This is a genomic window from Pseudoalteromonas sp. OF5H-5, from assembly GCF_021530695.1.
GTDB lineage: Bacteria > Pseudomonadota > Gammaproteobacteria > Enterobacterales > Alteromonadaceae > Pseudoalteromonas.
Window position 1 is genome coordinate 320,081 of sequence record NZ_JAKGBF010000002.1, and the last position, 22,559, is coordinate 342,639.

At 42.8% G+C, this 22,559-nt stretch carries 18 protein-coding genes; 14 read left to right on the forward strand and 4 right to left on the reverse strand.

The features are described 5' to 3' along the window. The first annotated feature begins 380 nt into the window (after positions 1 to 380). From L1271_RS04265 to L1271_RS04275, 3 genes are all read left to right on the forward strand, one after another. Positions 381 to 1,991, forward strand: coding sequence for a hypothetical protein (locus L1271_RS04265; protein ID WP_235366853.1), 1,611 nt, complete (start codon positions 381 to 383; stop codon positions 1,989 to 1,991). 322 nt (positions 1,992 to 2,313) lie between these two features. After that, on the forward strand, positions 2,314 to 3,927 hold the full coding sequence (locus L1271_RS04270; protein ID WP_235366854.1) for a hypothetical protein: 1,614 nt from the start codon (positions 2,314 to 2,316) through the stop codon (positions 3,925 to 3,927). A gap of 734 nt (positions 3,928 to 4,661) precedes the next feature. After that, positions 4,662 to 5,339: a hypothetical protein gene (locus L1271_RS04275; RefSeq protein ID WP_174170382.1), complete on the forward strand. Its 678-nt coding sequence runs from the start codon at positions 4,662 to 4,664 to the stop codon at positions 5,337 to 5,339. 10 nt (positions 5,340 to 5,349) lie between these two features. Here the strand turns inward: L1271_RS04275 and L1271_RS04280 are convergent, their stop codons facing one another. After that, entirely contained in the window at positions 5,350 to 5,640 is a 291-nt protein-coding gene (locus tag L1271_RS04280) for a ribbon-helix-helix domain-containing protein (RefSeq protein ID WP_102056111.1), read from the reverse strand. A 21-nt stretch (positions 5,641 to 5,661) separates the two neighbouring features. Between L1271_RS04280 and L1271_RS04285 the strand changes: the two genes are divergently transcribed. Together L1271_RS04285 and L1271_RS04290 are read left to right on the forward strand one after the other, a co-directional pair. Next, complete coding sequence (locus tag L1271_RS04285; RefSeq protein WP_235366862.1) at positions 5,662 to 6,054, forward strand: VOC family protein; 393 nt, start codon at positions 5,662 to 5,664, stop codon at positions 6,052 to 6,054. A gap of 634 nt (positions 6,055 to 6,688) precedes the next feature. Next, the gene (locus L1271_RS04290; protein ID WP_010605741.1) at positions 6,689 to 7,135 is read left to right on the forward strand and encodes an REP-associated tyrosine transposase; all 447 of its coding nucleotides are present in this window, start codon (positions 6,689 to 6,691) and stop codon (positions 7,133 to 7,135) included. Positions 7,136 to 7,754: 619 nt separating this feature from the next. On the opposite strand, the gene galU is transcribed toward L1271_RS04290, so the two are convergent. Together galU and L1271_RS04300 are read right to left on the reverse strand one after the other, a co-directional pair. Next, complete coding sequence (galU, locus tag L1271_RS04295; protein WP_102056114.1) at positions 7,755 to 8,651, reverse strand: UTP--glucose-1-phosphate uridylyltransferase GalU; 897 nt, start codon at positions 8,649 to 8,651, stop codon at positions 7,755 to 7,757. A gap of 602 nt (positions 8,652 to 9,253) precedes the next feature. Further along, the gene (locus L1271_RS04300) at positions 9,254 to 11,752 is read right to left on the reverse strand and encodes a S8 family serine peptidase (protein WP_302480154.1); all 2,499 of its coding nucleotides are present in this window, start codon (positions 11,750 to 11,752) and stop codon (positions 9,254 to 9,256) included. Positions 11,753 to 12,379: 627 nt separating this feature from the next. Between L1271_RS04300 and L1271_RS04305 the strand changes: the two genes are divergently transcribed. The 9 genes from L1271_RS04305 to trmB all read left to right on the forward strand — a co-directional run bounded on the left by L1271_RS04305 (position 12,380) and on the right by trmB (position 20,321). Then, on the forward strand, positions 12,380 to 13,903 hold the full coding sequence (locus tag L1271_RS04305) for a curlin (protein WP_235366864.1): 1,524 nt from the start codon (positions 12,380 to 12,382) through the stop codon (positions 13,901 to 13,903). 127 nt (positions 13,904 to 14,030) lie between these two features. Then, positions 14,031 to 14,420 (forward strand): CsgE family curli-type amyloid fiber assembly protein, encoded by a 390-nt coding sequence (locus L1271_RS04310; RefSeq protein ID WP_029215819.1) that lies wholly within the window; start codon positions 14,031 to 14,033, stop codon positions 14,418 to 14,420. A gap of 1 nt (position 14,421) precedes the next feature. Then, entirely contained in the window at positions 14,422 to 14,871 is a 450-nt protein-coding gene (locus tag L1271_RS04315; RefSeq protein ID WP_010605736.1) for a curli assembly protein CsgF, read from the forward strand. Beyond that, positions 14,872 to 15,657 (forward strand): CsgG/HfaB family protein, encoded by a 786-nt coding sequence (locus L1271_RS04320; protein ID WP_174170378.1) that lies wholly within the window; start codon positions 14,872 to 14,874, stop codon positions 15,655 to 15,657. A 234-nt stretch (positions 15,658 to 15,891) separates the two neighbouring features. After that, complete coding sequence (gene mpl / locus L1271_RS04325) at positions 15,892 to 17,235, forward strand: UDP-N-acetylmuramate:L-alanyl-gamma-D-glutamyl-meso-diaminopimelate ligase (RefSeq protein WP_235366867.1); 1,344 nt, start codon at positions 15,892 to 15,894, stop codon at positions 17,233 to 17,235. A gap of 5 nt (positions 17,236 to 17,240) precedes the next feature. Continuing rightward, the gene (locus tag L1271_RS04330; RefSeq protein WP_235366869.1) at positions 17,241 to 17,864 is read left to right on the forward strand and encodes a flavin prenyltransferase UbiX; all 624 of its coding nucleotides are present in this window, start codon (positions 17,241 to 17,243) and stop codon (positions 17,862 to 17,864) included. A 6-nt stretch (positions 17,865 to 17,870) separates the two neighbouring features. Then, positions 17,871 to 18,791, forward strand: a complete 921-nt coding sequence (locus tag L1271_RS04335) for an ABC transporter ATP-binding protein (RefSeq protein ID WP_235366871.1) — start codon at positions 17,871 to 17,873, stop codon at positions 18,789 to 18,791. 2 nt (positions 18,792 to 18,793) lie between these two features. After that, entirely contained in the window at positions 18,794 to 19,561 is a 768-nt protein-coding gene (locus L1271_RS04340; RefSeq protein ID WP_010605731.1) for an ABC transporter permease, read from the forward strand. Between the two features lie 94 nt (positions 19,562 to 19,655). Then, positions 19,656 to 20,321 (forward strand): tRNA (guanine(46)-N(7))-methyltransferase TrmB, encoded by a 666-nt coding sequence (trmB, locus tag L1271_RS04345; RefSeq protein ID WP_235366872.1) that lies wholly within the window; start codon positions 19,656 to 19,658, stop codon positions 20,319 to 20,321. A gap of 42 nt (positions 20,322 to 20,363) precedes the next feature. On the opposite strand, the gene L1271_RS04350 is transcribed toward trmB, so the two are convergent. Then, entirely contained in the window at positions 20,364 to 22,286 is a 1,923-nt protein-coding gene (locus tag L1271_RS04350) for an EAL domain-containing protein (protein WP_010605729.1), read from the reverse strand. Positions 22,287 to 22,559: the final 273 nt, after the last annotated feature.

Here is a 22,559-nt window from a genome sequence, read left to right on the forward strand (position 1 = left end):
ATAGCTGCACTGAAGCTATCGCTACACATTTACAATTTATACCTCGTTAATAAACAACCATTATGTTGCAATTATTTACGATAAATTTAACTTCATTCATTGTGTATTTAGTGTACCAACGGTATCCTACTTTCAAACTAAATCAAGCGGTTGGATCTAACGCTTTACTGTGATAAATTAGCGGGGTCATCGTGGGCTGTTTCTATCTTGGTCATAGTTTTGACTACAAAGCTCGCGTTGAATCGGGTCAGGGAGTGACTTAGTCCCTGTCTACCATACAAATTTTTAATTTAAAGCTTTCATTGCTAGCAATGAAGCTTTTTTTGTGTGTTAACACGCTAACGTGGCGTTGTTAATAAAAAAGAAAACAAGGACTAATCATGATTGCAAACAAAAAATCTCTTCTTGCGCTGTCAGTCGCATCTGCGTTGACGCTTTCAGGCTGTTTCAGCGACGATGACAATAACACAACAACTCCACCACCAGAGCCTACAGATCCTGTAGTAGTAGCACCTGATGCTCCTAATGCTCTTTCTCTAGTTGTGAATGGTAGCGTTGTTGATAAAAACAGCACTAACGTTGTTCCTGCAACAATCGCATTCCTAGAAAATGGTGAAGCTTCTGAAAACATCGTAAATACCAAAGGCGAAGTAACTGCAACAGTTGAAACTGGTGATGCTGGTAATTTTGTATTTACTGTTAAAGAAGGTGCTGAGCTTTCTCAAGTAACAGCCGTTGTTACAGCGAACGGTTACTTCTCAAAGAGCTTCAACATTGATCTAACTACGGAAGAAGATGTTGCTGAAGTTGCAGTTCAACTAGCACTTGTTTCTAAAAATACAGATTCAACTGTTGAAGAAGTTGTAGAAACTGAAGTTGAAGGCGGTGTTGTAGACGCTGCAATCACAGCAACAGCAGCTAAAGGCAAAGCTGGTGCTAACGTGGTAATTCCTGCTGGCGTTGTACTTCGTGACGCAAATGGTGAAGCTATCACTGGTACAAAAGTATCACTAAACGTTGGTTCTGCAGATCCTACATCTTCAGCTGCCGGTGCAGTGCTTCCTGAAGGGCTGAATGCAGATAGCGCTGCGACTTTAGCAGCTCCAGTTGGTGTTGCTAACGTAACAATGACTGATGAGAATGGCGTTAAGATCAAAAAGTTCAGCGACCCAATCTCTATCTCAATCTCTATTCCAAAAGATACTGTACTAGCATCTGAAGGCCGCGCTGTTGAAACTGGTGATGTATTAGGTCTTTCATCTCATAACGAAGATACAGGCGTTTGGACTAAAGAGACTAATAATGAAGTTACTGTTGGCGCTTTAAACGAAGCTGGAACTGCGTACAAAGCTTCGTTTATGACCGATCACCTTACATTCTTCACCGCAACTGATGAAGTTGCTGTATGTAATAATGATGTTTCTGTAAACATCACTGGTGATGTACCTGCAGGCGGCTTATTTGTTGATGTGCAATCATCTGATATCAATGCAACTAAGTTCATTGCTTCAGGAGCAACTTCTAAAGTTATTTACACTGCGGAAAACGCGGGTAAAAATAACGTAAGTGCAGACGCGACAGCGCGTATTGTACTTCGTGATGCTGAAGGTACAGTTTGGTTTGATACTGAAAATGAAGTAGCTGTATGTGGTGAAGCTGTTGCAGCAACGTTAGAAGCGCCAGCGGTTGAGTACACAACAGCATCATTTGACTTAACGGGTGTTTGTTCTAATGATGAGTCGGTTTCTGTTCCAGTACAAAACTCAGTGATTACTTACCGTCGTGCTGACAAAGCAACATACCTTGCTGCAAATGCTGAAGGTACATATTCGTTAAATAACCTAGTTGTTGGCGAGACGTACACTGTGAGCATTGATCCATTATCACTAGAAGTTGCAGAAGGCCAAGCTACATCGTTTACTTTTGAAGCGGGTGCTGAAGTTGCAGACCAAGAGCTAAAAATGGCTTGTGAGACAGTAACTGGTTCTTAATAACGTCTGTTATTAAGCCTTAAAAAAGCCGCTGAATAGCGGCTTTTTTTGTTGTCAAAAAAGTTACAAACATCCTAACATAAGTACACTTAGCAAAGTTTGGACGTCATAAATATTATTAAAGTAATATTACGGTTGTTATACACTTGCTTCTATTAAAGGGACTTGAAGTAACTTTGTATACGAAAATCTTTAAAAATTATTAAAAACTTATACTATCAAGCTGGACAATCTTAAAACCTTCTCTATATTTAAACTTCGATGTATTAAAACGCGCGACGGTGCCGCCTGGCGCTTTCAAAAAAGGGAACAAGGACCAATCATGATTTCGAACAAAAAATCTTTACTCGCTTTGTCTGTAGCTTCAGCTCTAGCATTATCTGGCTGTTTTAGCGATGATGATGATAATGTAGTTGTTAAGCCGCCAGAACCAACAGATCCTGTGATTGTGGCGCCAGAAACGCCAGCCGCTCTAGCATTTGCTGTAAGCGGTAACGTAGTTGATATTGATACTGTTGATATCGTTGCACCGGCAACAATTGCCTTTTTTGAGGATGGAGAGCCTGCCTCAAACTTGGTTAATGTCAATGGTGATGCAATAACACAGATTGCAACAGAAGATGGTAGCTACACCTTTACTGTAAAAGAAGGTGCAGACGTTGGGATCGTAACTGCGGTTGTAACTGCTGACGGCTATTTTTCAAAAAGCTTTGAAATTGATTTAAGTAACGAAGACTCAGAGGCAACTTTAGAAGCTGAATTGGCGCTTGTGTCAAAAAGCGGTGATGAAGTTGTTGAAGCAAGCGTTTCTGAAAGTGTGGCTAACGCAACAACTGCATCTGCTGTTACTGCTGCGGCAGCAAAAGGTAATGCGGGCTCTGATGTCACTATTCCAGCCGGCGTGCAATTAAGAGATGCAAACGGTAATGCAGTTACAGGTACTTCTGTTTCATTAACTGTTGGCTCTGCGGATCCTACATCCAGCAAGATCTCCGCTGTTTTGCCAGCGGGATTGAGTGCAGGTAGTACAACCAGCGTTAAAAAGCCAGTTGGTGTAAGCAATATCGTTATGCAAGATAACAATGGAACTAAGATCAAGCAATTTAGTCAAGAGATTGATGTTTCTGTTTCACTTCCTGTCGCAACCTTAGCACCATCTGGTGATAGAACAATTCAAACGGGAGACCTGTTTGATGTTTCTTCGAATAATGAAGATACAGGTAAATGGCAGTCAGAAACGAATAAAGCAACTGTTGGTGCGTTAAATGCTGAAGGTACTGCTTATAAAGCATCTTTCAAAACCGACCACCTTACGTTCTTTACATTGTCTCGTTCAGTTCCAATCTGTACGCAAGGTATTACTGTTAATGTGACTGGTGATACTGTTCCGAGCTCAGGTCTATATGTGAGTATGACTTCAGCAGATGCAAGCGTATCAAGTTATTTACGAGGTGGTAGTACGTCAAAAACAGTCGTTTCTGCAAGCACTTCAGCTCGTTACGGTATTAGTTCAACGGCATCAGCACGTGTAGTCATTCGTGACGCAGCAGGTAACGTGTGGGGGAATGCTTCTGCAACGAATGCTGAAGTTCCGGTATGTGATGGCCCAATTTCGATCGCGCTAGCAAATCCAATTCAAACCACAGTTAATGAAAATGTAACTGTTAGAGCAGTTTGTTCTAACGATACAACGGTAACAGAAGTTATTCCAGGTGCGATTGTAAAGTATAGAGCTAGTACTACTAAGCCATTCCGCACAGCAGCGAATAATGGCGACGGTACTTTTGCACTTTCTGCACTTAATGGTGATATCGCATCATATGCTGTTAGCGTAGATCCTCGAATTTCGGCACCATTCACAACGTCTATTACGCCTGATGGAACAGATGAGACCATCGATGTTTCAGTTGCTTGTGACACAGTAACGGGTAGCTAAGAAAAGAATGATTAGTCCAATCAGTTAAGCCGCGGAGACGCGGCTTTTTTCTTTTCTCAATTAAATATATACATGTAGGTATTACTCGTTATCACTTTTTTCGCGGGATAAACCCGCTGCTACAAACTTGGCGTAGCAGCGACTTTAGGTCGCGACTCTTTTATGGCTTTAGGTCGCGACTCTTTATTATGACTTTATGCCACAATTCTTCTCTTTACGCGCTTGTCGCGGGATAAACCCGCTGCTACAAACTTGGCGTAGCAGCGACTTTAGGTCGCGACTCTTTTATGGCTTTAGGTCGCGAGTCTTTTTTATTATTTTATGCCACAACTCTTTTCCTTACGCGCTTATCGCAGGATAAACCCGAAGCTACAAACTTGGCGTAGCAGCGACTTTAGGCCGCGACTCTTTTATGGCTTTAGGTCACGACTCTTTTTTATTATTTTATGCCACAGCTCTTTTCTTTACGCGCTTGTCGCGGGATAAACCCGCTGCTACAAACTTGGCGTAGCAGCGACTTTAGGTCGCGACTCTTTTATGGCTTTAGGTCGCGACTCTTTTATGGCTTTAGGTCGCGAGTCTTTTTTATTATTTTATGCCACGAGTCTTTTCTTTACGCGCTTGTCGCGGGATAAACAGGCTGCTTTGAGGAGAAGGTAACTATCAAACTTCCGAAAAAGACTAAAAACCGTTAAACTTGAGATCTTTAGTATACTCAATACGTTGACTACAGTATGAAATCTCATTTAGGCCGAAGAGCGTTTTCCTCTATGGAACTTCATACTTTGTTCAATGGCTATATATACTCGGATGAAAAGTTGAAGCGTGAGCAACCCAAGCATTGGCATTTTTGGTTACCTTTGCTGAGCTATTATACGGGGGCTTACAGTGATGAAATTGGTTCTCTTACACTTGATGATATTCATTATGAAGATCATGTTCATGTGTTTCATTTTAATACTCACGGTAAAATTCAACCACGTATTGTGCCCATCCATTCTGCTTTATGGCAAAGCGGGTTAGAGCAGTATTTAGCACTAGTCAAACAACAAGCTCATCATCGCATACTATTTGATTTACCAGCTAAGACTGGGCGCTACAGTGAGAAAGTCAGAATTTGGTTTTCTGGTGAAGGGGAAAGGCAAGGGTACTTGCAGAAGTGTGGTCTACCTAATGTTGACCAGCAAGGCATGAAAACTGCGATCAGCAGCCTGCGTTTGAATTTTGAGCAGCAAGTTAGAATTTCAGCTATACAGCTCGGTACAAAAAGCAGCTTCCAATACTTGCTGGGTCTCAAGCAAGATGGCCATGAAGTGAAACGTCCTCCTCTTTGCTTACTGAAGCAGGTCATTTCACCAATCCGAGTTATCAATCCGAATATTACATGGCAACGCTTTTTAGAGCGACAGTAAAGTGTAGTATTCAGCTACTACCACTGTGTAGATCGTTTGCTTTATTATTTGCAAGGTAAGTTAAGCAGGTAATACGCAACATTGACGCCAAGTTTTTAATCTCACCATGGCGTTCAATTACTTCTTGATAAAGAGTTGAAATAAACTCAGCTAAAGTAAGCTGTTCATTCTTAGCTATGTTTTCTAGCAGGTGCCAAATTTCGTTCTCTAAAGCAAGGCTAGTAACAGCACCTTGAATTCGGATAGATCGCTTATCTACTTCGTAGCAGTGAGGGGGGGTTGATGCGTAGAGCTCACACATATAAATTCCATAGGTAAAGTAATGGCAAAAATGATCCATTCAATGATCAGAGTGAAAGATGCTGATCGTTCAACTAAATTTTATCATGATGTATTTGCATTGACAGTGAAGCGACGACTAGATTTTAGTGGCTTTTCTCTTATCTATCTTGGCAATGAAGAAACGTCCTTTGAATTAGAGCTGACTTGGAATCATGAGGCTACGGATTATACCATCGGTAATGGCTATGGGCATCTTGCATTTGCTGTAGATAATTTGGAAGTAATTTACGATAAAGCCCAAAAAAGTAACTACAATCCTCAAGCAGTCAAGGACTTTTATAATCACGATGTATTGGTAGCAAGGTTCTTTTTTATCAAAGATCCTGATGGGTATGATATTGAAGTGATTGAAAAAAGTGAGGTGTATCGGTAGAAACGGGGTACTCCGCGTCAAAGGTTGTAAATCTCAGCATAAAATCGTTAAAGAAGTCGAGACCTAAAGCCATAAAAGCGTCGCGACCTAAAGTCGCTGCTACGCATGTGCAAACCGGTAGCAGCGGGTTTATCCCGCGACCCTAAGCTATAGAAGAGTCGCGACTTAAAGTCGCTGCTACGAATGTGCAAAAACCGGTAGCAGCGGGTTTATCCCGCGACCAAGGTTGGTGTGAGTCGTGATATCAAATCTTACAAGAGTCGCGACCTAAAGTCATAAAAGAGTCGCGACCTAAAGTCGTTGCTACGAATGTGCAAACCGGTAGCAGCGGGTTTATCCCGCGACCCTAAGCTATAGAAGAGTCGCGACTTAAAGTCGCTGCTACGAATGTGCAAACCGGTAGCAGCGGGTTTATCCCGCGACCAAGGTTGGTGTGAGTCGTGATATTAAATCTTAAAAGCGTCGCGACGTGAAGTCATAAAAAGAGTCGCGACCTAAAGTCGCTGCGACGAATGTGCAAACCGGTAGCAGCGGGTTTATCCCGCGACCAAGGTTGATTCCAATATACTTTTCAAGTTTGCTCTCTTTCAAATCTGCTCTATTCTTTATGTACGTAGAGCTATAAGGATATAACATGTACAAAAGTCAAAACTTGAGGAATAAGCGGGTCTCACTCGTAAATCAGTTCTATGCAATTACCGTCACGTGCAAAGATAGAAAGTCGTACTTTAACTCCTTTTCGATTTGTGCTGAGGCCGCTAAGACAATCATGGCTTGCGAAAAGGAACGCCTTTTTAAAGTTATTGCTTTCGTTTTAATGCCTGATCATCTGCACTTAATCATACAGCTAAATGGCTCCCTTAGCTTGTCAGATGCAATTCGCGCCGTAAAGGGTCGAATTACGACTCGTTTACGCTCATTTGGTGTCTTTAGCTTATGGCAAAAAGGTTATTATGAACACTTGATTCGAAGCGAAGATGATTTAAAAGAGCAAGCGAGGTATATAATTCAGAACCCAATAAGGGCTAACCTTGTTACGCGGGTATGTGAATATCCATATTGGTTTTGTATATGGGTGTGATTTATTAAGGTGATTGAAAGTCATTACAAGTGTCGCGACTTAAAGTCATAAAAGAGTCGCGACCTAAAGTCGCTGCTACGAATGTGCAAACCGGTAGCAGCGGGTTTATCCCGCGACCAGGGTTGGTGTGAGTCGTGATATTAAATCTTAAAAGCGTCGCGACGTGAAGTCATAAAAAGAGTCGCGACCTAAAGTCGCTGCGACGAATGTGCAAAAACCGGTAGCAGCGGGTTTATCCCGCGACCAAGGTTGGTGTAAGTCGTGATATCAAATCTTACAAGCGTCGCGACCTAAAGCCATAAAAGAGTCGCGACCTAAAGTCGCTGCGACGAATGTGCAAACCGGTAGCAGCGGGTTTATCCCGCGACTAAGGTTGGTGTAAGTCGTGATATCAAATCTTACAAGCGTCGCGACCTAAAGCCATAAGAGAGTCGCGACTTAAAGTCGCTGCGACGAATGTGCAAACCGGTAGCAGCGGGTTTATCCCGCGACCAAGGTTGGTGTGAGTCGTGATATTAAATCTTAAAAGCGTCGCGACCTAAAGCCATAAAAGAGTCGCGACCTGAAGTCGCTGCGACGAATGTGCAAACCGGTAGCAGCGGGTTTATCCCGCGACAAACTAAGAAGCTAGGCTTAATTGATGAAAGCGTTTTAAGAATTGTGAAAATTCTTCACCTAACTGCTCGTCACGAATAGCATATTCAACGATAGCTTTAAGATAACCCAGCTTATCTCCGCAGTCATGTGAGCGTCCACTCATATGAAAAGCTTCAACGGTTTCTTTTTCCATCAACATATCGATTGCATCTGTTAACTGGATCTCGCCACCGGCACCGACAGGTGTTTTCCTTAATAGGGGCCAAATATTTTTAGAAAGTACATAGCGACCAACCACTGCTAGGTTAGAAGGAGCCTCTTCAATGCTTGGCTTTTCGATCATATGCTTTATCGCGCTACTCTCGCCAGCGCTAAGTTGAATGCCATTAACATCAGCGATACCGTACTTACATACGTCCTGCTGTGGAACCGGTTCTAGCATAATTTGGCTAGTTTTGGTTTGGTTAAAACGAGAAAGCATTGCAGCAAGGTTTTCTTTACTTTGATCCGCAGAATATTCGTCTAAAACTACGTCAGGTAATACAACAACAAAGTCATTGTCACCAACAATGGGCTGCGCACATAACACAGCATGTCCAAGGCCCTTAGCTTCACCCTGACGAACATGCATAATAGTGACGTCGTCAGGACAAATTGAGCGTACTTCATCCAATAGCTTGCGTTTTACGCGCTTTTCCAATGTAGCTTCCAGCTCAAAGCTAGTATCAAAATGGTTTTCAATTGCATTTTTGGACGAGTGAGTCACTAATACGATTTCTTTGATACCTGCTGCAACGCACTCTTTGACTATGTACTGAATCAGAGGTTTATCTACCAAAGGCAGCATTTCTTTTGGAATTGCTTTGGTCATTGGTAGCATCCTAGTTCCCAAACCTGCCACAGGAATCACTGCTTTCATATCATCTCCGGTTTAATTCTTGCTGCCTTTTTTCGACATAGCCCGCAATTTTAACCATTATAAGCTAAGTTGCAAACAAATTTATGTTGCAATATGTACGGTTGGTAATTGAAGTTTGGTTTTTAACTCTAGCGAATGATATTCCATCGCGATGTAATAACGAATGATTATTAGTTCTTTCTGTTGCAAGTATATAATACCAATTAATCTTAATACTTGTTCAATTTGACGGAGCAAAACTGACGCTGTCTGCGTTAAAAATTTCTTATTTAGAACAACTGAATAGCAAGCTTTTCTCTTGTTTACATGGATGTAGGTACCTTGGCGATAGCAGGACGCGGTAGCGGTATTATCGACAATATTTTCTCGCCTCAAAATAGATAATTTAATTAAGAGAATTGGTATAAATCCATATTTATCCGCTTATTTAAAGGACTTATGTGGTTAGTACTTCGAGTTGAAGTGGTTATAACGGTTGGGTAGTCAGGTGTTGTATGACGTGTTATTGGGTTTCTAGGTATTAAAATAAGCCTATGTGGCAATATCTTATGGCCCAAAAAAGCCCCTTCCGGGGCTTAGATTATTTTTTGGGGATAGAGTGATTAAAAGTTCACTGTGATTTCATTTGAACAGATTTCACTAGATTGACACACTTTATACGTGTAGCTGGTAGCTTCTAAATCACGAGAGAAGTCTCTGAATTTACCAGTATTTGAGACAGATTCAATCGCTTGTCCATCACGGTAAATCGTTACTTCATCTGCACTGCTGCCTTGCCATGAAAGTTCTACGCGGATAAAGCCTAAGCGAGACTTATTTGCGCGAACTAGCGATAGCTCAATTTCATCAGTACTAACAATAACAGATTGGGTTGTTGTGTGGCTGTTGCCTTCACTATCAGTAACAGTCAGAGAAACGCTGTACTCACCAGATGCTGCAAACTCATGGATCGGGCTTGCGTCAGTACTGATGCTGCCATCACCAAAGTCCCATGCCCAACTAACGATGTCATCGTTCGGGTCGCGGCTCTCATCAGTGAATGTCACGGCTAAGCCTGAAGCTGCAAAACTGAAGCCCGCAACTGGAGGTTGAGGAGATGTTTCACCAAGGCCTGTTAGGTTCAGAGTCCAACTGTTCAATGTTCCAGTATCGATACCTGCATTATCTGAGACAGACAATGTCCAATCACCTGTTGCAACTTCACCATTAAATGCAGCTGAGTTAAAGGTTTGGTTAATGTCGTCTGCGGCACCACCTTGACGGTTATGCAGTGTTGCTACTGTTCCAGCTGGAGAGGTAAGTGTAACAATTAAGTCGCCAATGTAGGTGTGTGTAATATCCACTAGGGTATTACTATCAAACACAGTAACCGTATCAGCTACAGTGATCACAGAAGTAATACCAGAAGCATCGTTATCAGGGATGTCTACCGCGGTAGTATTTTCATAGCTGAAATCGCTTAACCCTTGAGGTAATACATATAGTCCTACCTGCTCTTGATCTGCAAGTTCACCTGATGTTGCATTGAGTGTAAAGCTATATTCGCCCCATTGAGTCGAAGCCGTAGTTGGTACTGAAAGTGTTACAGTATCGCCAGGCATTGCGGTAGTCGCGGACAATGTCGCACCAGCAATTGGTGAGGTAACAGACAAGTCTATGGTACCCTGCCAGTCAGCGACCGAAGCAAAAGTAAATTCGTATGTTGCAGTATCGCCCGCCGTGATTTCCTGATTAGCAGGACGAGCTGACACTCTAAAGCCAGGCTCTGGGTCTGCATCGATTACTGCTTGATTCACATTTAAGCGCTTACCAGATACTGTTTTATCTGTAAGGTCAGCATTAACATCACCACTTTGCATCAGTAGGTTTTTAAGCTCGATAGCACTTAGTGTAGGATTGATAGAAAGTACCAGAGCAGCAGCACCTGCAACGTGAGGTGTCGCCATTGAAGTACCTGAGTAACTTGAATAACCACCACCTGGAACGGTAGATAAAATTGCGCTACCTGGTGCGCCCATGTCAACAGACGTTAAACCCCATTGAGAAAATGAAGACATCGCATCGGTATGTGTTGTACTTGCAATAGAGAATACGCTGTCGTGTTCATAGCTTGAAGGATAGTGAGGGTTTACGTCGTTATCTACCGCACTGTTACCAGCTGCGGCAACAAATAAGATATCCGCATTTTCACTGGCTGTGATTGCATCAGAAAGTGCTTGGCTGAAGCCGCCGCCACCCCAACTATTATTAGTAACACGAACGTTATGACCCGCGTTTTTAAGCGCAACCATATAGTCAATACACTCAATCGCATCTGAGGTTGAGCCTGAGCCTGATGCATCGAGGAATTTACAGCCTACGATAGACACCTCATGGTTTACACCAGCAACGCCCGTTGCATCGTTGCCTGAAGCACCGATAGTACCCGAAACGTGCGTACCGTGGCCTTGGTCATCCATCGGATCGCCACTACCAGTAATCGCGTTAATACCGTGAACGTCATCAATATAACCGTTACCGTCGTTATCAATACCATCCCCAGCTATTTCACCCGGGTTGTACCATGCATTTGCGGCTAGATCTGGGTGAGTATAATCAACACCGGTATCGATCACACCGACGATAACATCACGTGAGCCAACCGTAATATCCCACGCTTCAGGAGCGTCAATGTCGGCATCTGCTGTACCACCAGTTTGACCTGTGTTGTGCATACCCCACAATTCGTCAAAACGACTGTCATCGGGAATGCCAAGTGCTTTTACTTGATAGTCAGGCTCAACATATGCAACCGCTGGATGATTAGCCAGTTTTTCAATCGCTTGTTTTGCTGTAATGCTATCTAGCTTAAAGTTTGCTAAACGACCTTTCAAAACATGACGGTATTTATCATCAACACCGTCAGCATTTAAATCTGCCATTTTTGCTTTTACTAGGTTTCTTGCATTTGCACGAAGTGCTGCAGAGGTATTTTCTTTAAATACAACTAGGATGCTGTCGTCTGCAGTCGCGGTTGTTGTTTCAATTTGAACTGCCGCTTGAGCCGTGAAAGCAAGTGCTGGTAGCAAAGCCAAAGACAATGCAGAAAGTTTAGATCTCATATTAATAACCTTTTTAATTTCAAGCGTATCCATCGATACACGATTTTTGAGTTGGTAATTTTTCTGGTAGTGGCTGTGGTCTTTTTGGCAACGCCTTAAAACCTAGACGCAGATATTCAGCAGTGCAATGTAAAAAAAGCGTTAATTAATAAAATCAGGATTTTTTACTGGGTAGGAGGTTTCGGAATGAATTATTTGGTTCTTTTTTATGGGATGTATGTAAATGGGTGCGTTTGAACTTTAATCATACTTTTTTTGTATCTCCATTTTTTGTTCGTAATTTTGTGTAAGTTTAGCTTTGTATCGTAATGAAAGTTAAAGGATATTTTTTTCATAAAATCTTCTTATTTATCTTCGGTTGTTCCCATCTTAGAGTTAAAGATGACTAGACGTAATAAAATATATTATTTCATCATATTGATTTGCTGACTTTGATATAGATTACGTTTTTCATTAAAAATGTAACACTCTGGTAACTGGCACAGGTGGGAGCGACTCAAGAGTAATGAGTCATAACAGGACGTTAGTTAAGTGAAAGGTTGCAGTTGGCTGAGTTCGGCAACAGCTCAAAGCCTGCACTAAGCACTTAATTGAAAAATAATATAATAAATCTCTAAGGAGAACAGTGTGAAGTTTTCAAAATCAATCGTGAGTTGCGCTATCGCACTTGCGCTAACACATTCTATTACAGCACATGCTGAGGCAAAATCAGATAATAAACCACTTTCAACTTCTGCACTTTCACAAGTAGAACGTGTAAGTGGAACAAGTAATGAGCTTAAGCTTTCACAAACTTCAGGTAGTCAAGGTGGCAACGAGTTAGCTTCTGTGCAACTGGGAACATCTAATCTGACAGATGTGACTACGGTTGGCGACAACAACATTACAGAAGCCGATCAAAATGGTACTGGTAACGTCGCTATTATAACAACAACTGGTAACAACAATAACCAAGTATATAGCCAAGATGGTGAATCTAACGGCGCATTAACGGAAGTTACTGGCGACGATAACGCGATTGACATTCAGCAGTCAGGTAGCGGGATCCTTGGGATTAACAACGAAGCCATCAATATCATTAATGGCGATCAAAATACTATTACGGTATCTCAAGGTTCTGGCGGTCAATGGTTCTACAACCTAAATATGCAAGGTAGCCAAAACGAGGTATCAGCGACACAATCAGGTATGTGGAACGAAGCCACACTTGAGTCTGTACAAGGTGATATGAACCAAATTACTTTGGACCAAGATGGTGTGTATAACCAATATAAAGTGGTTAGTCTACAGGGTAATGAAAACGAAATTGAATCGAGCCAAAGCGGCAATTTCAATGTTATCGCCGTAGAGACAGTGATTGGAGATGACAACCAAATTGAGATTGAGCAGTCGGAAGGTGATAGCAATACGGTTAACGTATTTGAAATTACTGGAGACAATAACGAGCTTAGTATCGATCAGGAAGGCTCAACTAACACCTTTGCGTCAGATTTATTAGTTGGTAGTGATAATGAAGTGACGGCTGAACAGCGTGGTGATGAGAACAAAGTTCAAGCTGACGTTGTTGGTGATAATAACGAATTTACCGCGATGCAAATTGGCAATGGCAACGAGATGTACCTTGGCGTTGCTGGTGAAAACAATGAGTTTTCAGCGACTCAAGTAGGTAATGCGAACATCGCACATGTTGCGAATTTCAATGGTAGTGATAATGATGTTGATGTTACCCAAACGGGTGATGAAAACGAGGTGGTAGTGCAATCATCTTACCCAGACGTTAGCCTTGCAAGCAATGACAACGCCGTTGATATCTCACAAAGTGGCACTGGCAATGGTGTTGTTGTGACGATGAGCAGTGTGTTCGATAGCAGTTCAAACCAAGTAGATATTGCGCAATCAGGCGAATTTAACGCGATAGATTTAATGCTTGAAGGCAGCCGTAATATGTTAGACATCACACAAAATGGTAGCAACAACTTTGTGATGGGTATGGGCTCAGAAGCATTCATTATCAACGGTGATGATAATGCATTTACAGTAAGCCAAATTGGTGATGGCAACTTAGTTCAAGGTGGAATTACAGGTAGTGGTCAAAACATTACCGTAACTCAGGTTGGTGACAACAACGTTGCGACTATCACTCAGCAATAACTAAGTAATAGCTAAGCAATTTAGACAGGGGGCAACACCAGCCCCCGTATTTTGTACTATTCAGCTAACCAAAATATCAATGTGAATCTCGTCAGTAAAGATATTCTATGCCGTGAGTAAACAAATAATGATAAGAATAATAACATTCTTGAGCGCCATGCTCGTTTCTACATTTTCACTGAGTGCACAAGAAGATGTAGAAATTGATGGTTTAGTGATGGATCAGAGTATTAGCCGATTTGGTCATCAGTTTTACTTTCAATTTTCACAGCTTTGGAGAGATGTTCCTAACACCTCGGGAATTAATATCACGGTTAAAGAAACGGTTTTACCAAGAGCAGGCACTCGGTTAGAAGTTTTAATGAATAATCGCGCAGTCTACGCAACAGCGATGGGAAGGAGAGGTGGCTCTGTTGATGAGCGAGTTGAGACTGCCATCTTTACTATTATGGATGCGATGGCGAGAGAACAATATCAACAGAATGGCTCAGAAGATTTAGCAGCAAGTGGGTGGTAACATGGCAACAATAAAAACAACAATCGTGTGTGCTGGTTTAATGCTACTTAGCGGTGCTCATGTGGCAGCAACGGAGCTGGTATATAAACCAATTAACCCCGCATTTGGTGGTAACCCGTTAAACGCCAATATGTTATTGAGTAAAGCGCAATCTCAAAATAAACACAGAGCGCCAATTATAGAAAAGACCTATGATGAAAAGTTTCAAGAATCACTCGAGCGTACGTATCTCAACCGTTTGGTAAGAGAAATTACGGATGTAGCGTTTGGTGATGACATCAAAGACAGTATTTTTGATCAAGACGCGACGTTTATGAGTGGCGACTATCAAATCCAAGTGATCACCAGTACACCCGACACCATTACGGTTAGAATAACAAATACAGCATCGGGTGAAGAAACCATTCTTGAAGTACCCAGGTTTGCCGCTTCGGCTGGTGGAGGATACTAAATGCTCCGCGTAACTTTATTGGTATTGTTGTTACTACTTAGTGGTTGTTCTAGTATGTCACGTGTGTTGCCACCGGCGCAAAGTGTGGCTATTGAGCTGACCGATACCGAAACCTTTGCAGAACTAAAAAATTTACCCACACCTAAGGGGCGAATTCCTGTCTCGGTTTATTCATTTCGCGACCAAACAGGGCAATATAAACCACAAGATAATGTGAGTTCATTTTCAACAGCGGTGACTCAAGGCGCTAACTCGATTTTAATGCAGGCACTACACGAAACGGATTGGTTTATTCCGGTAGAACGTGAAGGGCTGCAAAACTTGCTGACTGAGCGCAAAATTATTCGTGCAGCAAGTGATGATAATGATACAAGCGCTTTGCCACCATTAATGACCGCAAAGATTATTTTAGAAGGCGGGATCATCAGCTATGACTCTAATATCCGCACAGGCGGTTTGGGGATGGAATATTTTGGCATAGGTGCATCTGAGCTTTATCGTGAGGATGTTATCTCTATTTATATGCGCGCAGTTGATGTTCGTACCGGGCAAGTGCTGCTTTCTGTCGCGAGTAGTAAAAAAGTGCTATCCATGGAGGTTCGGGCAGGGTTTTTCCGCTATGTGAGTTATAAACGATTGGCTGAAGCCGAAGCGGGTTTTAGCGATAACGAACCGATGCACATTTGTGTAACTCAAGCGATAGAAAAAGCGCTGACTTTGATGGTACAACAGGGTATCGAAAAAGGCGTGTGGTCGGCAGCTACCGCATCGCAGGTCGCGCTTTAGCGCGACAAACCTTTACCACAACGCTCCCTTTTGCGTGGCACGCACCACTAACCGTAGGTCGTGCTTTAGCGCGACAAAAATTTTAAGAACGATACAACCTTGAGCACGTTCTCACACTACCCACTTTAAAATAAAGAATAATACTGGTGCATGAGATTCAACAATAAAGTCAGCCACCAATAAGCTGAGTATGTTAATCTAAATGGCAATGAAATAATAAAGAACGCTAACATCATGCACGTACATATTTTAGGGATTTGCGGTACCTTTATGGGCGGGATCGCAGCCATCGCTCAATCATTGGGGCACAAAGTCACAGGTTCAGATCTCAATGTTTACCCGCCGATGAGTACACAACTTGAATCACTCGGAATTGAACTAACTCAAGGGTACGACCCTAAGCAACTCATCGATGTTGAGCCTGATGTGGTGATCATCGGCAATGCCATGAGCCGTGGTAATCCGTGCGTTGAATATGTTTTAGAAAAGGGTATGCGTTATACTTCAGGCCCTGAATGGTTAAAAGAACATGTATTACGCCAGTCATGGGTGTTGGCTGTGGCCGGTACGCATGGCAAAACGACCACTGCAAGTATGTTAGCTTGGTTACTCGAATACGCAGGATTACGCCCGGGCTTTTTGATTGGTGGCATAGTGCAAAACTTTGGTGTGTCGGCGCGCACATCAGATACGCCATTCTTTGTTATCGAAGCCGACGAATACGATACGGCGTTTTTCGATAAACGCAGCAAGTTTGTCCATTACTTACCTCGCACGTTAATACTCAACAATCTTGAATATGATCACGCTGATATTTTTCCAGATTTAAATGCCATTCAAACCCAGTTTCATCATTTAATTCGCACGCTACCCAGCCAAGGTAAAGCCGTATATCCAGCGGATGATACTGCGCTACAAAACGTCATTGAACGTGGTTTTTGGAGCGAGCAGGAATCCCTTGGTAAAGAATGGTCGTATAACTTGCTCAAGGCTGACGGCTCTCGCTTTACGGTATTATTTGAGGGCGAAGAAAAAGGCGAAGTAAATTGGCAAGCGATTGGTGTGCATAATGTGAAAAATGCCATGATGGCGATTGCGGCGGCAAGACATGTGGGCATTCCAATCGAGGTGAGTATCGAAGCGCTGGGGCAATTTATTTCTCCTAAACGCCGTATGGAAATTAAAGGGGAGGTCAATGGCGTTACTGTCTATGATGACTTTGCACATCACCCCACGGCAATAGCAACGACCCTCGCAGGTCTTAGAGCAAAAGTTGGAGATGCACCTATCATTGCTATTTTAGAGCCTCGCTCAAATACGATGAAGCTTGGCATTCATCAAGAAACCTTATTGCAATCCCTTGATGTGGCAGATGAAGTGTATCTATTCGAACCAGATGGCCTATCTTGGTCTCTTAAAGCACAAGCCGAAGCCGCGGGTCGTCAGTGTTTTGCAAGTGTGGATGAGATTGTCGCACAGGTTGTGACAAATCAAGCACCAAACCAGCATGTGTTGATCATGAGTAATGGTGGTTTTGGTGGCATCCACGACAAACTTTTAACTGCATTGAAAAAGTAATCATTATGTCAGAACAAACATTTAATGGGCCAATTACGCTGGCCTTTAGTGGTGCGTCGGGCGCCCCTTACGGACTGAGATTACTCGAGGTATTGGTGTCGTTAAACTATCAAGTTTACGTGCTAATCTCGAGCGCAGCCAGAGTGGTGCTGGATACTGAGTCCAATTTAAAGCTCTCAGGAAATGAACAAAAAGCAACAGAGCAACTACAGACGCTTTTCTGTGCTAAAGATAAGCAAATTCAGGTATTTGGTAAAGATAACTGGTTTAGCCCTATGGCATCTGGCTCGGCCGCACCAAAGCAGATGGTGGTGTGTCCGTGTAGCGCAGGAAGCGTGTCAGCCATTGCACTTGGGGCATCTGACAATTTGCTTGAGCGCGCAGCAGATGTGGTGATCAAAGAACGTGGCCAATTAATATTAGTGCCGCGTGAGACGCCCTTTAGTCCAATTCATCTTGAAAACATGCTCAAGCTTAGCCGCTTGGGGGTGACTATCATGCCTGCAGCACCTGGTTTTTATCATCAGCCACAAAGTATCGACGATTTGGTCGACTTTATGGTGGCCCGCATTTTAGATCATCTACACATCGAGCATACCTTAGCTAAGCGCTGGGGTTATGGAGAATAATAAAATATGACAATAGCACTGAACATCAAAGGGTTAAAAAAAGTTTATAGTAACGGCGTCGAAGCCGTTAAAGGCATTGATCTCGAAGTTCAAGAAGGGGACTTCTTTGCGCTACTTGGTCCAAACGGGGCTGGTAAATCTACCACAATAGGGGTTATTGCCTCACTGGTGAATAAAAGCCAAGGCAGCGTAGAGGTTTTTGGTCATAGTATTGATACTCATTTGGAAGACGCTAAGTCGAACTTAGGTTTAGTACCACAGGAGTTCAACTTTAGCCAATTCGAGACGCTAAACCAAATTCTAGTGACTCAGGCGGGCTATTATGGTGTGCCAAGAGACGTTGCCCATCAGCGAGCCGAGAAGTATCTCAAGCAGCTGGGATTATTTGATAAAAAAGATAAGCAAGCTCGCACGTTATCTGGCGGTATGAAACGTCGCTTGATGATTGCAAGAGCATTGATGCATGAGCCTAAGCTCCTTATTTTAGATGAACCTACGGCTGGTGTGGATATAGAACTACGCCGTTCTATGTGGGATTTTTTGCGTGAAATTAATAAGCAAGGCGTAACGATTATACTCACAACGCATTACTTAGAAGAAGCAGAGCTGTTGTGCCGTAATATTGCGATTATTGATAAAGGCACGATTGTTGAGCACACGACCATCAAGACATTACTCTCAAAGTTGGATAAAGAAACGTTTGTACTTGATCTTAAGCCGCCCATGCAGCCTGTGGCACTCGATGGTTACCAATTTACCACCGTAGATGACCATACGATTGAGGTAGAAGTAGCTAAGTCGCAAGGGCTCAATGGGGTGTTCACACAGCTCACAGAGCAAGGTAATCAAGTATTAAGTATGCGTAACAAAGCTAACCGTTTAGAAGAGTTGTTTGTTGGCTTACTGGAGCAGGGGAGAGGGGCATAATCGTGTTGAAATATGGCGTCGCGTTAAAAAGTATTTGGATAAAAGAGTGTATTCGGTTTTTACGTATTTGGGTGCAAACCTTAGTACCGCCAGCGATCACCATGACACTTTATTTTGTGATATTTGGCAGTTTAATCGGCTCGCGCATTGGTGATATGGGTGGCTTTAGTTACATGGAGTTTATTGTACCTGGCTTAATCATGATGTCGGTGATCACCAACTCCTATTCTAATGTTGCCTCGAGTTTTTATTCCACCAAGTTTCAAAAGAGCATTGAAGAACTACTCGTTGCACCTGTGCCTAACTATATTATTGTACTTGGCTATATGGGCGGTGGTATGGCGCGAGGCATGCTCGTTGGGCTTATTGTTACTATCGTCAGTCTGTTTTTTGTGGATATTCAAATTCACAATCTAGCGGTTATCGTTATTACGGTTATTTTAACGTCAGCTGTGTTTGCATTAGGTGGTTTGATCAATGCGGTGTTTGCCAACAGCTTTGACGATATTAGCATTATTCCGACTTTTGTGCTTACACCCCTGACTTACCTAGGCGGCGTATTTTACTCAATCACATTGCTGCCGGAGTTTTGGCAAGGTGTGTCACAGGTAAATCCAATCATCTATATGGTAAATGCCTTCCGTTTTGGCTTTTTAGGTGTTTCGGACGTTGATATTGGCGTTGCCTTTACGGTATTAGGTGTATTTATATGTGGTCTATTTTGGTTGTCACTGCACTTAATTAAACGCGGTGTTGGGCTAAGACACTAACCGCAGGATAAAGAATGAGCGCTGCTATCAATTGCAGCGCTCTTGCGTTATTTCAGGTAAAATCCTTACCATTCCCCCTTAATAATGACTGGTTATGACAGAAGCAAACTCTCGTAGTATCACCACTAATCAACAAGGGCTACACGAAAAGCTCGATGAAATCGTTACTAAGCATCTAACCGCTGAGTTTAAAAAACCCATTGCGGCACATACACAAAGCGCTTTCGATGAGGTTAATGTGCGAGTACAGGCCTTTAATGGACCGATTATTTTGGACTCATGTTGTGGTGTTGGTGAAAGTACGGCAAATTTAGCGAAGCGACACCCTGATGCATTGGTAATTGGCATCGACAAGTCTGCGCATCGACTAGATAAACACGATGTTGAATATAAACAAACGGAACAAGGCCAATATATTTTGGTGCAAGCCGATCTCAATGACTTTTGGCGATTAGCGCTGGAAGCCAATTGGCAGCCAACTCACCATTATTTGCTGTATCCTAATCCGTGGCCGAAAGCTAAACACATTCAAAGGCGCTGGCATGGTAGCGCGGTGTTTCCTTTTATCGTTAAGCTAGGCGGTAAGTTGGAGCTGCGCAGTAATTGGGATATCTATGTAAAAGAGTTTGCCAGAGCTTTGGCGCTTAGCGGCGTTGATGTTGAAGTGGAAGCCTATGAAAGTGATGAAGCTATTACACCCTTTGAGCGTAAGTATTGGGCAAGTGGTCAATCTAGTACCCGCCTCGTCGTAACGCTTTGAGCTAACCCATTACAAGTCTGACTTCAGATTGATAAAAGCGGCTTAAAGATGGCCGCTTGCTTTGCCTATCCAGCTACCTTCTAATCTTGCAACGCCTGCAGCTTCCAATTGTTTTGCCTGTTTGCTGGTGGCAACACAGGGTACAATCAAGTCGATCCGCTTGGCATTGCAATGGCTTGCAAGATATTCAATGGAGCTCAGCAGCATCTCATCTTCATCCAAGTTTTCACAAATACTGGCTTCTAAACAAATGGCATCAAGTGGGAGTTTTAAGATCCGATTGATGGTAAGAAAACCACTATTCACACCCGTTACCGCAACATTTGCACCTTTTGCTTTTAACGACTGCATCATTAAGCTCATATCGCTGAAGTTTTTTAGCACATCCGTTTCATTAAACTCAAATGTGATGAGTTGTGGCTGCGGGTAACGGCGTAGGATCTGGCTGATATATTCAAAATATTCTGCATCCGCGATTTCACTGTGGCTCAATTGCATGCTCCAAGCATGGTTTGATTTACGAAAACGGGTGATGCATAACTCAAGTAGCTTCATGCTAATTTGTGCGCGGAGTTTTGGTTGCTTCATCACTGGATAAAAATGTTCGGCATCGATGATAGCGCCGCGCTCGTTAAGGACGCGTGCCGTGCAGTGGTACTGAATGTCAGCATGGTCGTGACAAGCTTTACGCGGCGTAAAAAAAGGAATGATGCGGTCTGATTCACACGCGCTTTGCAGTAAACGGGTGAGGTGGAGATTTTTTGATTGTTGCTGGGGGTTTATTTGCAGCTGAGAATCAAAATAACACACTTGGGTATTTTGCTGTTGGGCCTGACGTAGCGCGAGAAAGGCATTTTCAAGTAACAACGCGCAATTGCCTTTAGCAACACCCGCACACAAATTAACGTATAAATGCGGCGCGTCGTATATGGGTTTTGCACAAGGGAATGACTCGGTTAAGTTCGCCAAATAATGCTCACCATTTTCGATGCTGGTAACTAGCGCAATTTTAGAGGTGGTAAGGCGGTAAACCTCAAACGGATGGGTAAACTCGCTAAAGTAGCTCATGACTTTTGCCATAACGTTATCGCCGACTTCCGTGCCATAGAAGCTAATGATATCCTCAAGCTCCTTCACCCATACTACGCTTAAGCATAGGTGTTGCGATTTAGAATATTTAAGTGCTTGCTCAAGGGCGATACGGTTGCCAAATCCGGTGCGGCTATCTGTTGTTAAGGTCTTCTTGTAGTACATAAAGTACAAGCTCACGACAACCAAAAACATCACAAAGAAGAAGCTAGCGTCAATGGCTGCATCCATTACACTTTCTTGTAACTGACTTTCTAAATCGTGAATGGTTAAGTCTGCACCTGCTATATAAGTAGTGCCATCGGGTAGCACAAAAGGAATAAACACACTTTTAAAGTGGCCCCATTTGTCTTTGGCTATTTCAAACACAGGTTCGGTAGAGTGAAAGGCGCTTTTTAGGGTAATCGAAGCCTCGGAATAAACATCTTGATAACGTGTTAGTCGGTTGAGTTTAAGATCTTCTCGGGTGTAACTGGACGCGGTAAAGTGCACGTAAGGTGGTTTAAGCACCATGGTATAGACGTATTCAACATTTAAAGCACGGGCAAGCTCGGTGAGGGCATGGCTTTTTTGTTTAAACTCGGCTGGGGTTATTTGCTCTGGTGACTCGTGATACTTTTTGCCTACAATGACGTTGGCGCTGGTGGCTGCATTGATTAGCTGGGCGTCGATCCTCGCCATGATATCGCGACGCGTATCATAATAGTTGGCGATAACATAAATCGATAGGGCAGCTAAAAAGATAAAAGAGGCTAAAACGAGCCAAGCAACGGGGAGTCGGGAAGTATAACCTGTGAGCCCTAAAAGCGGCGTTGCTTTTGTCGTAGGCTGCTTAGATTTAGCTTTGAGGGGTTGAGCTATACTCCGAGTATTCATGATAATCCTTTATCCACAATATCGCGATTTAACGACGATCAAAATGCCTAACTAGCGTAAGCGTGGCAGCTGCTTTGTTACATAATATAAACAATACAACATAAATTGATGACTTGAGAAGAAATAAAGCAAAAAATTTCCTCACCAATGATCAATAAAATGCATTGTTGCGAGCAAGTCGGTAATATACCGTTTTGTTGGGTTTATGTCCCCATTTTATACCTTATTTTTGACGAGAATGTAAAATAGAAACTAAGGTATTTTTCACTGAAC

Excerpts from the sequence above, each read along its gene's own strand:
- L1271_RS04265 (WP_235366853.1), top strand. The coding sequence starts at position 381 with ATGATTGCAAACAAAAAATCTCTTCTTGCGCTGTCAGTCGCATCTGCG.
- L1271_RS04270 (WP_235366854.1), top strand. The coding sequence starts at position 2,314 with ATGATTTCGAACAAAAAATCTTTACTCGCTTTGTCTGTAGCTTCAGCT.
- L1271_RS04275 (WP_174170382.1), top strand. The coding sequence starts at position 4,662 with ATGAAATCTCATTTAGGCCGAAGAGCGTTTTCCTCTATGGAACTTCAT.
- L1271_RS04280 (WP_102056111.1), bottom strand. The coding sequence starts at position 5,640 with ATGTGTGAGCTCTACGCATCAACCCCCCCTCACTGCTACGAAGTAGAT.
- L1271_RS04285 (WP_235366862.1), top strand. The coding sequence starts at position 5,662 with ATGGCAAAAATGATCCATTCAATGATCAGAGTGAAAGATGCTGATCGT.
- L1271_RS04290 (WP_010605741.1), top strand. The coding sequence starts at position 6,689 with ATGTACAAAAGTCAAAACTTGAGGAATAAGCGGGTCTCACTCGTAAAT.
- galU (WP_102056114.1), bottom strand. The coding sequence starts at position 8,651 with ATGAAAGCAGTGATTCCTGTGGCAGGTTTGGGAACTAGGATGCTACCA.
- L1271_RS04300 (WP_302480154.1), bottom strand. The coding sequence starts at position 11,752 with ATGAGATCTAAACTTTCTGCATTGTCTTTGGCTTTGCTACCAGCACTT.
- L1271_RS04310 (WP_029215819.1), top strand. The coding sequence starts at position 14,031 with ATGATAAGAATAATAACATTCTTGAGCGCCATGCTCGTTTCTACATTT.
- L1271_RS04315 (WP_010605736.1), top strand. The coding sequence starts at position 14,422 with ATGGCAACAATAAAAACAACAATCGTGTGTGCTGGTTTAATGCTACTT.
- L1271_RS04320 (WP_174170378.1), top strand. The coding sequence starts at position 14,872 with ATGCTCCGCGTAACTTTATTGGTATTGTTGTTACTACTTAGTGGTTGT.
- mpl (WP_235366867.1), top strand. The coding sequence starts at position 15,892 with ATGCACGTACATATTTTAGGGATTTGCGGTACCTTTATGGGCGGGATC.
- L1271_RS04330 (WP_235366869.1), top strand. The coding sequence starts at position 17,241 with ATGTCAGAACAAACATTTAATGGGCCAATTACGCTGGCCTTTAGTGGT.
- L1271_RS04335 (WP_235366871.1), top strand. The coding sequence starts at position 17,871 with ATGACAATAGCACTGAACATCAAAGGGTTAAAAAAAGTTTATAGTAAC.
- trmB (WP_235366872.1), top strand. The coding sequence starts at position 19,656 with ATGACAGAAGCAAACTCTCGTAGTATCACCACTAATCAACAAGGGCTA.
- L1271_RS04350 (WP_010605729.1), bottom strand. The coding sequence starts at position 22,286 with ATGAATACTCGGAGTATAGCTCAACCCCTCAAAGCTAAATCTAAGCAG.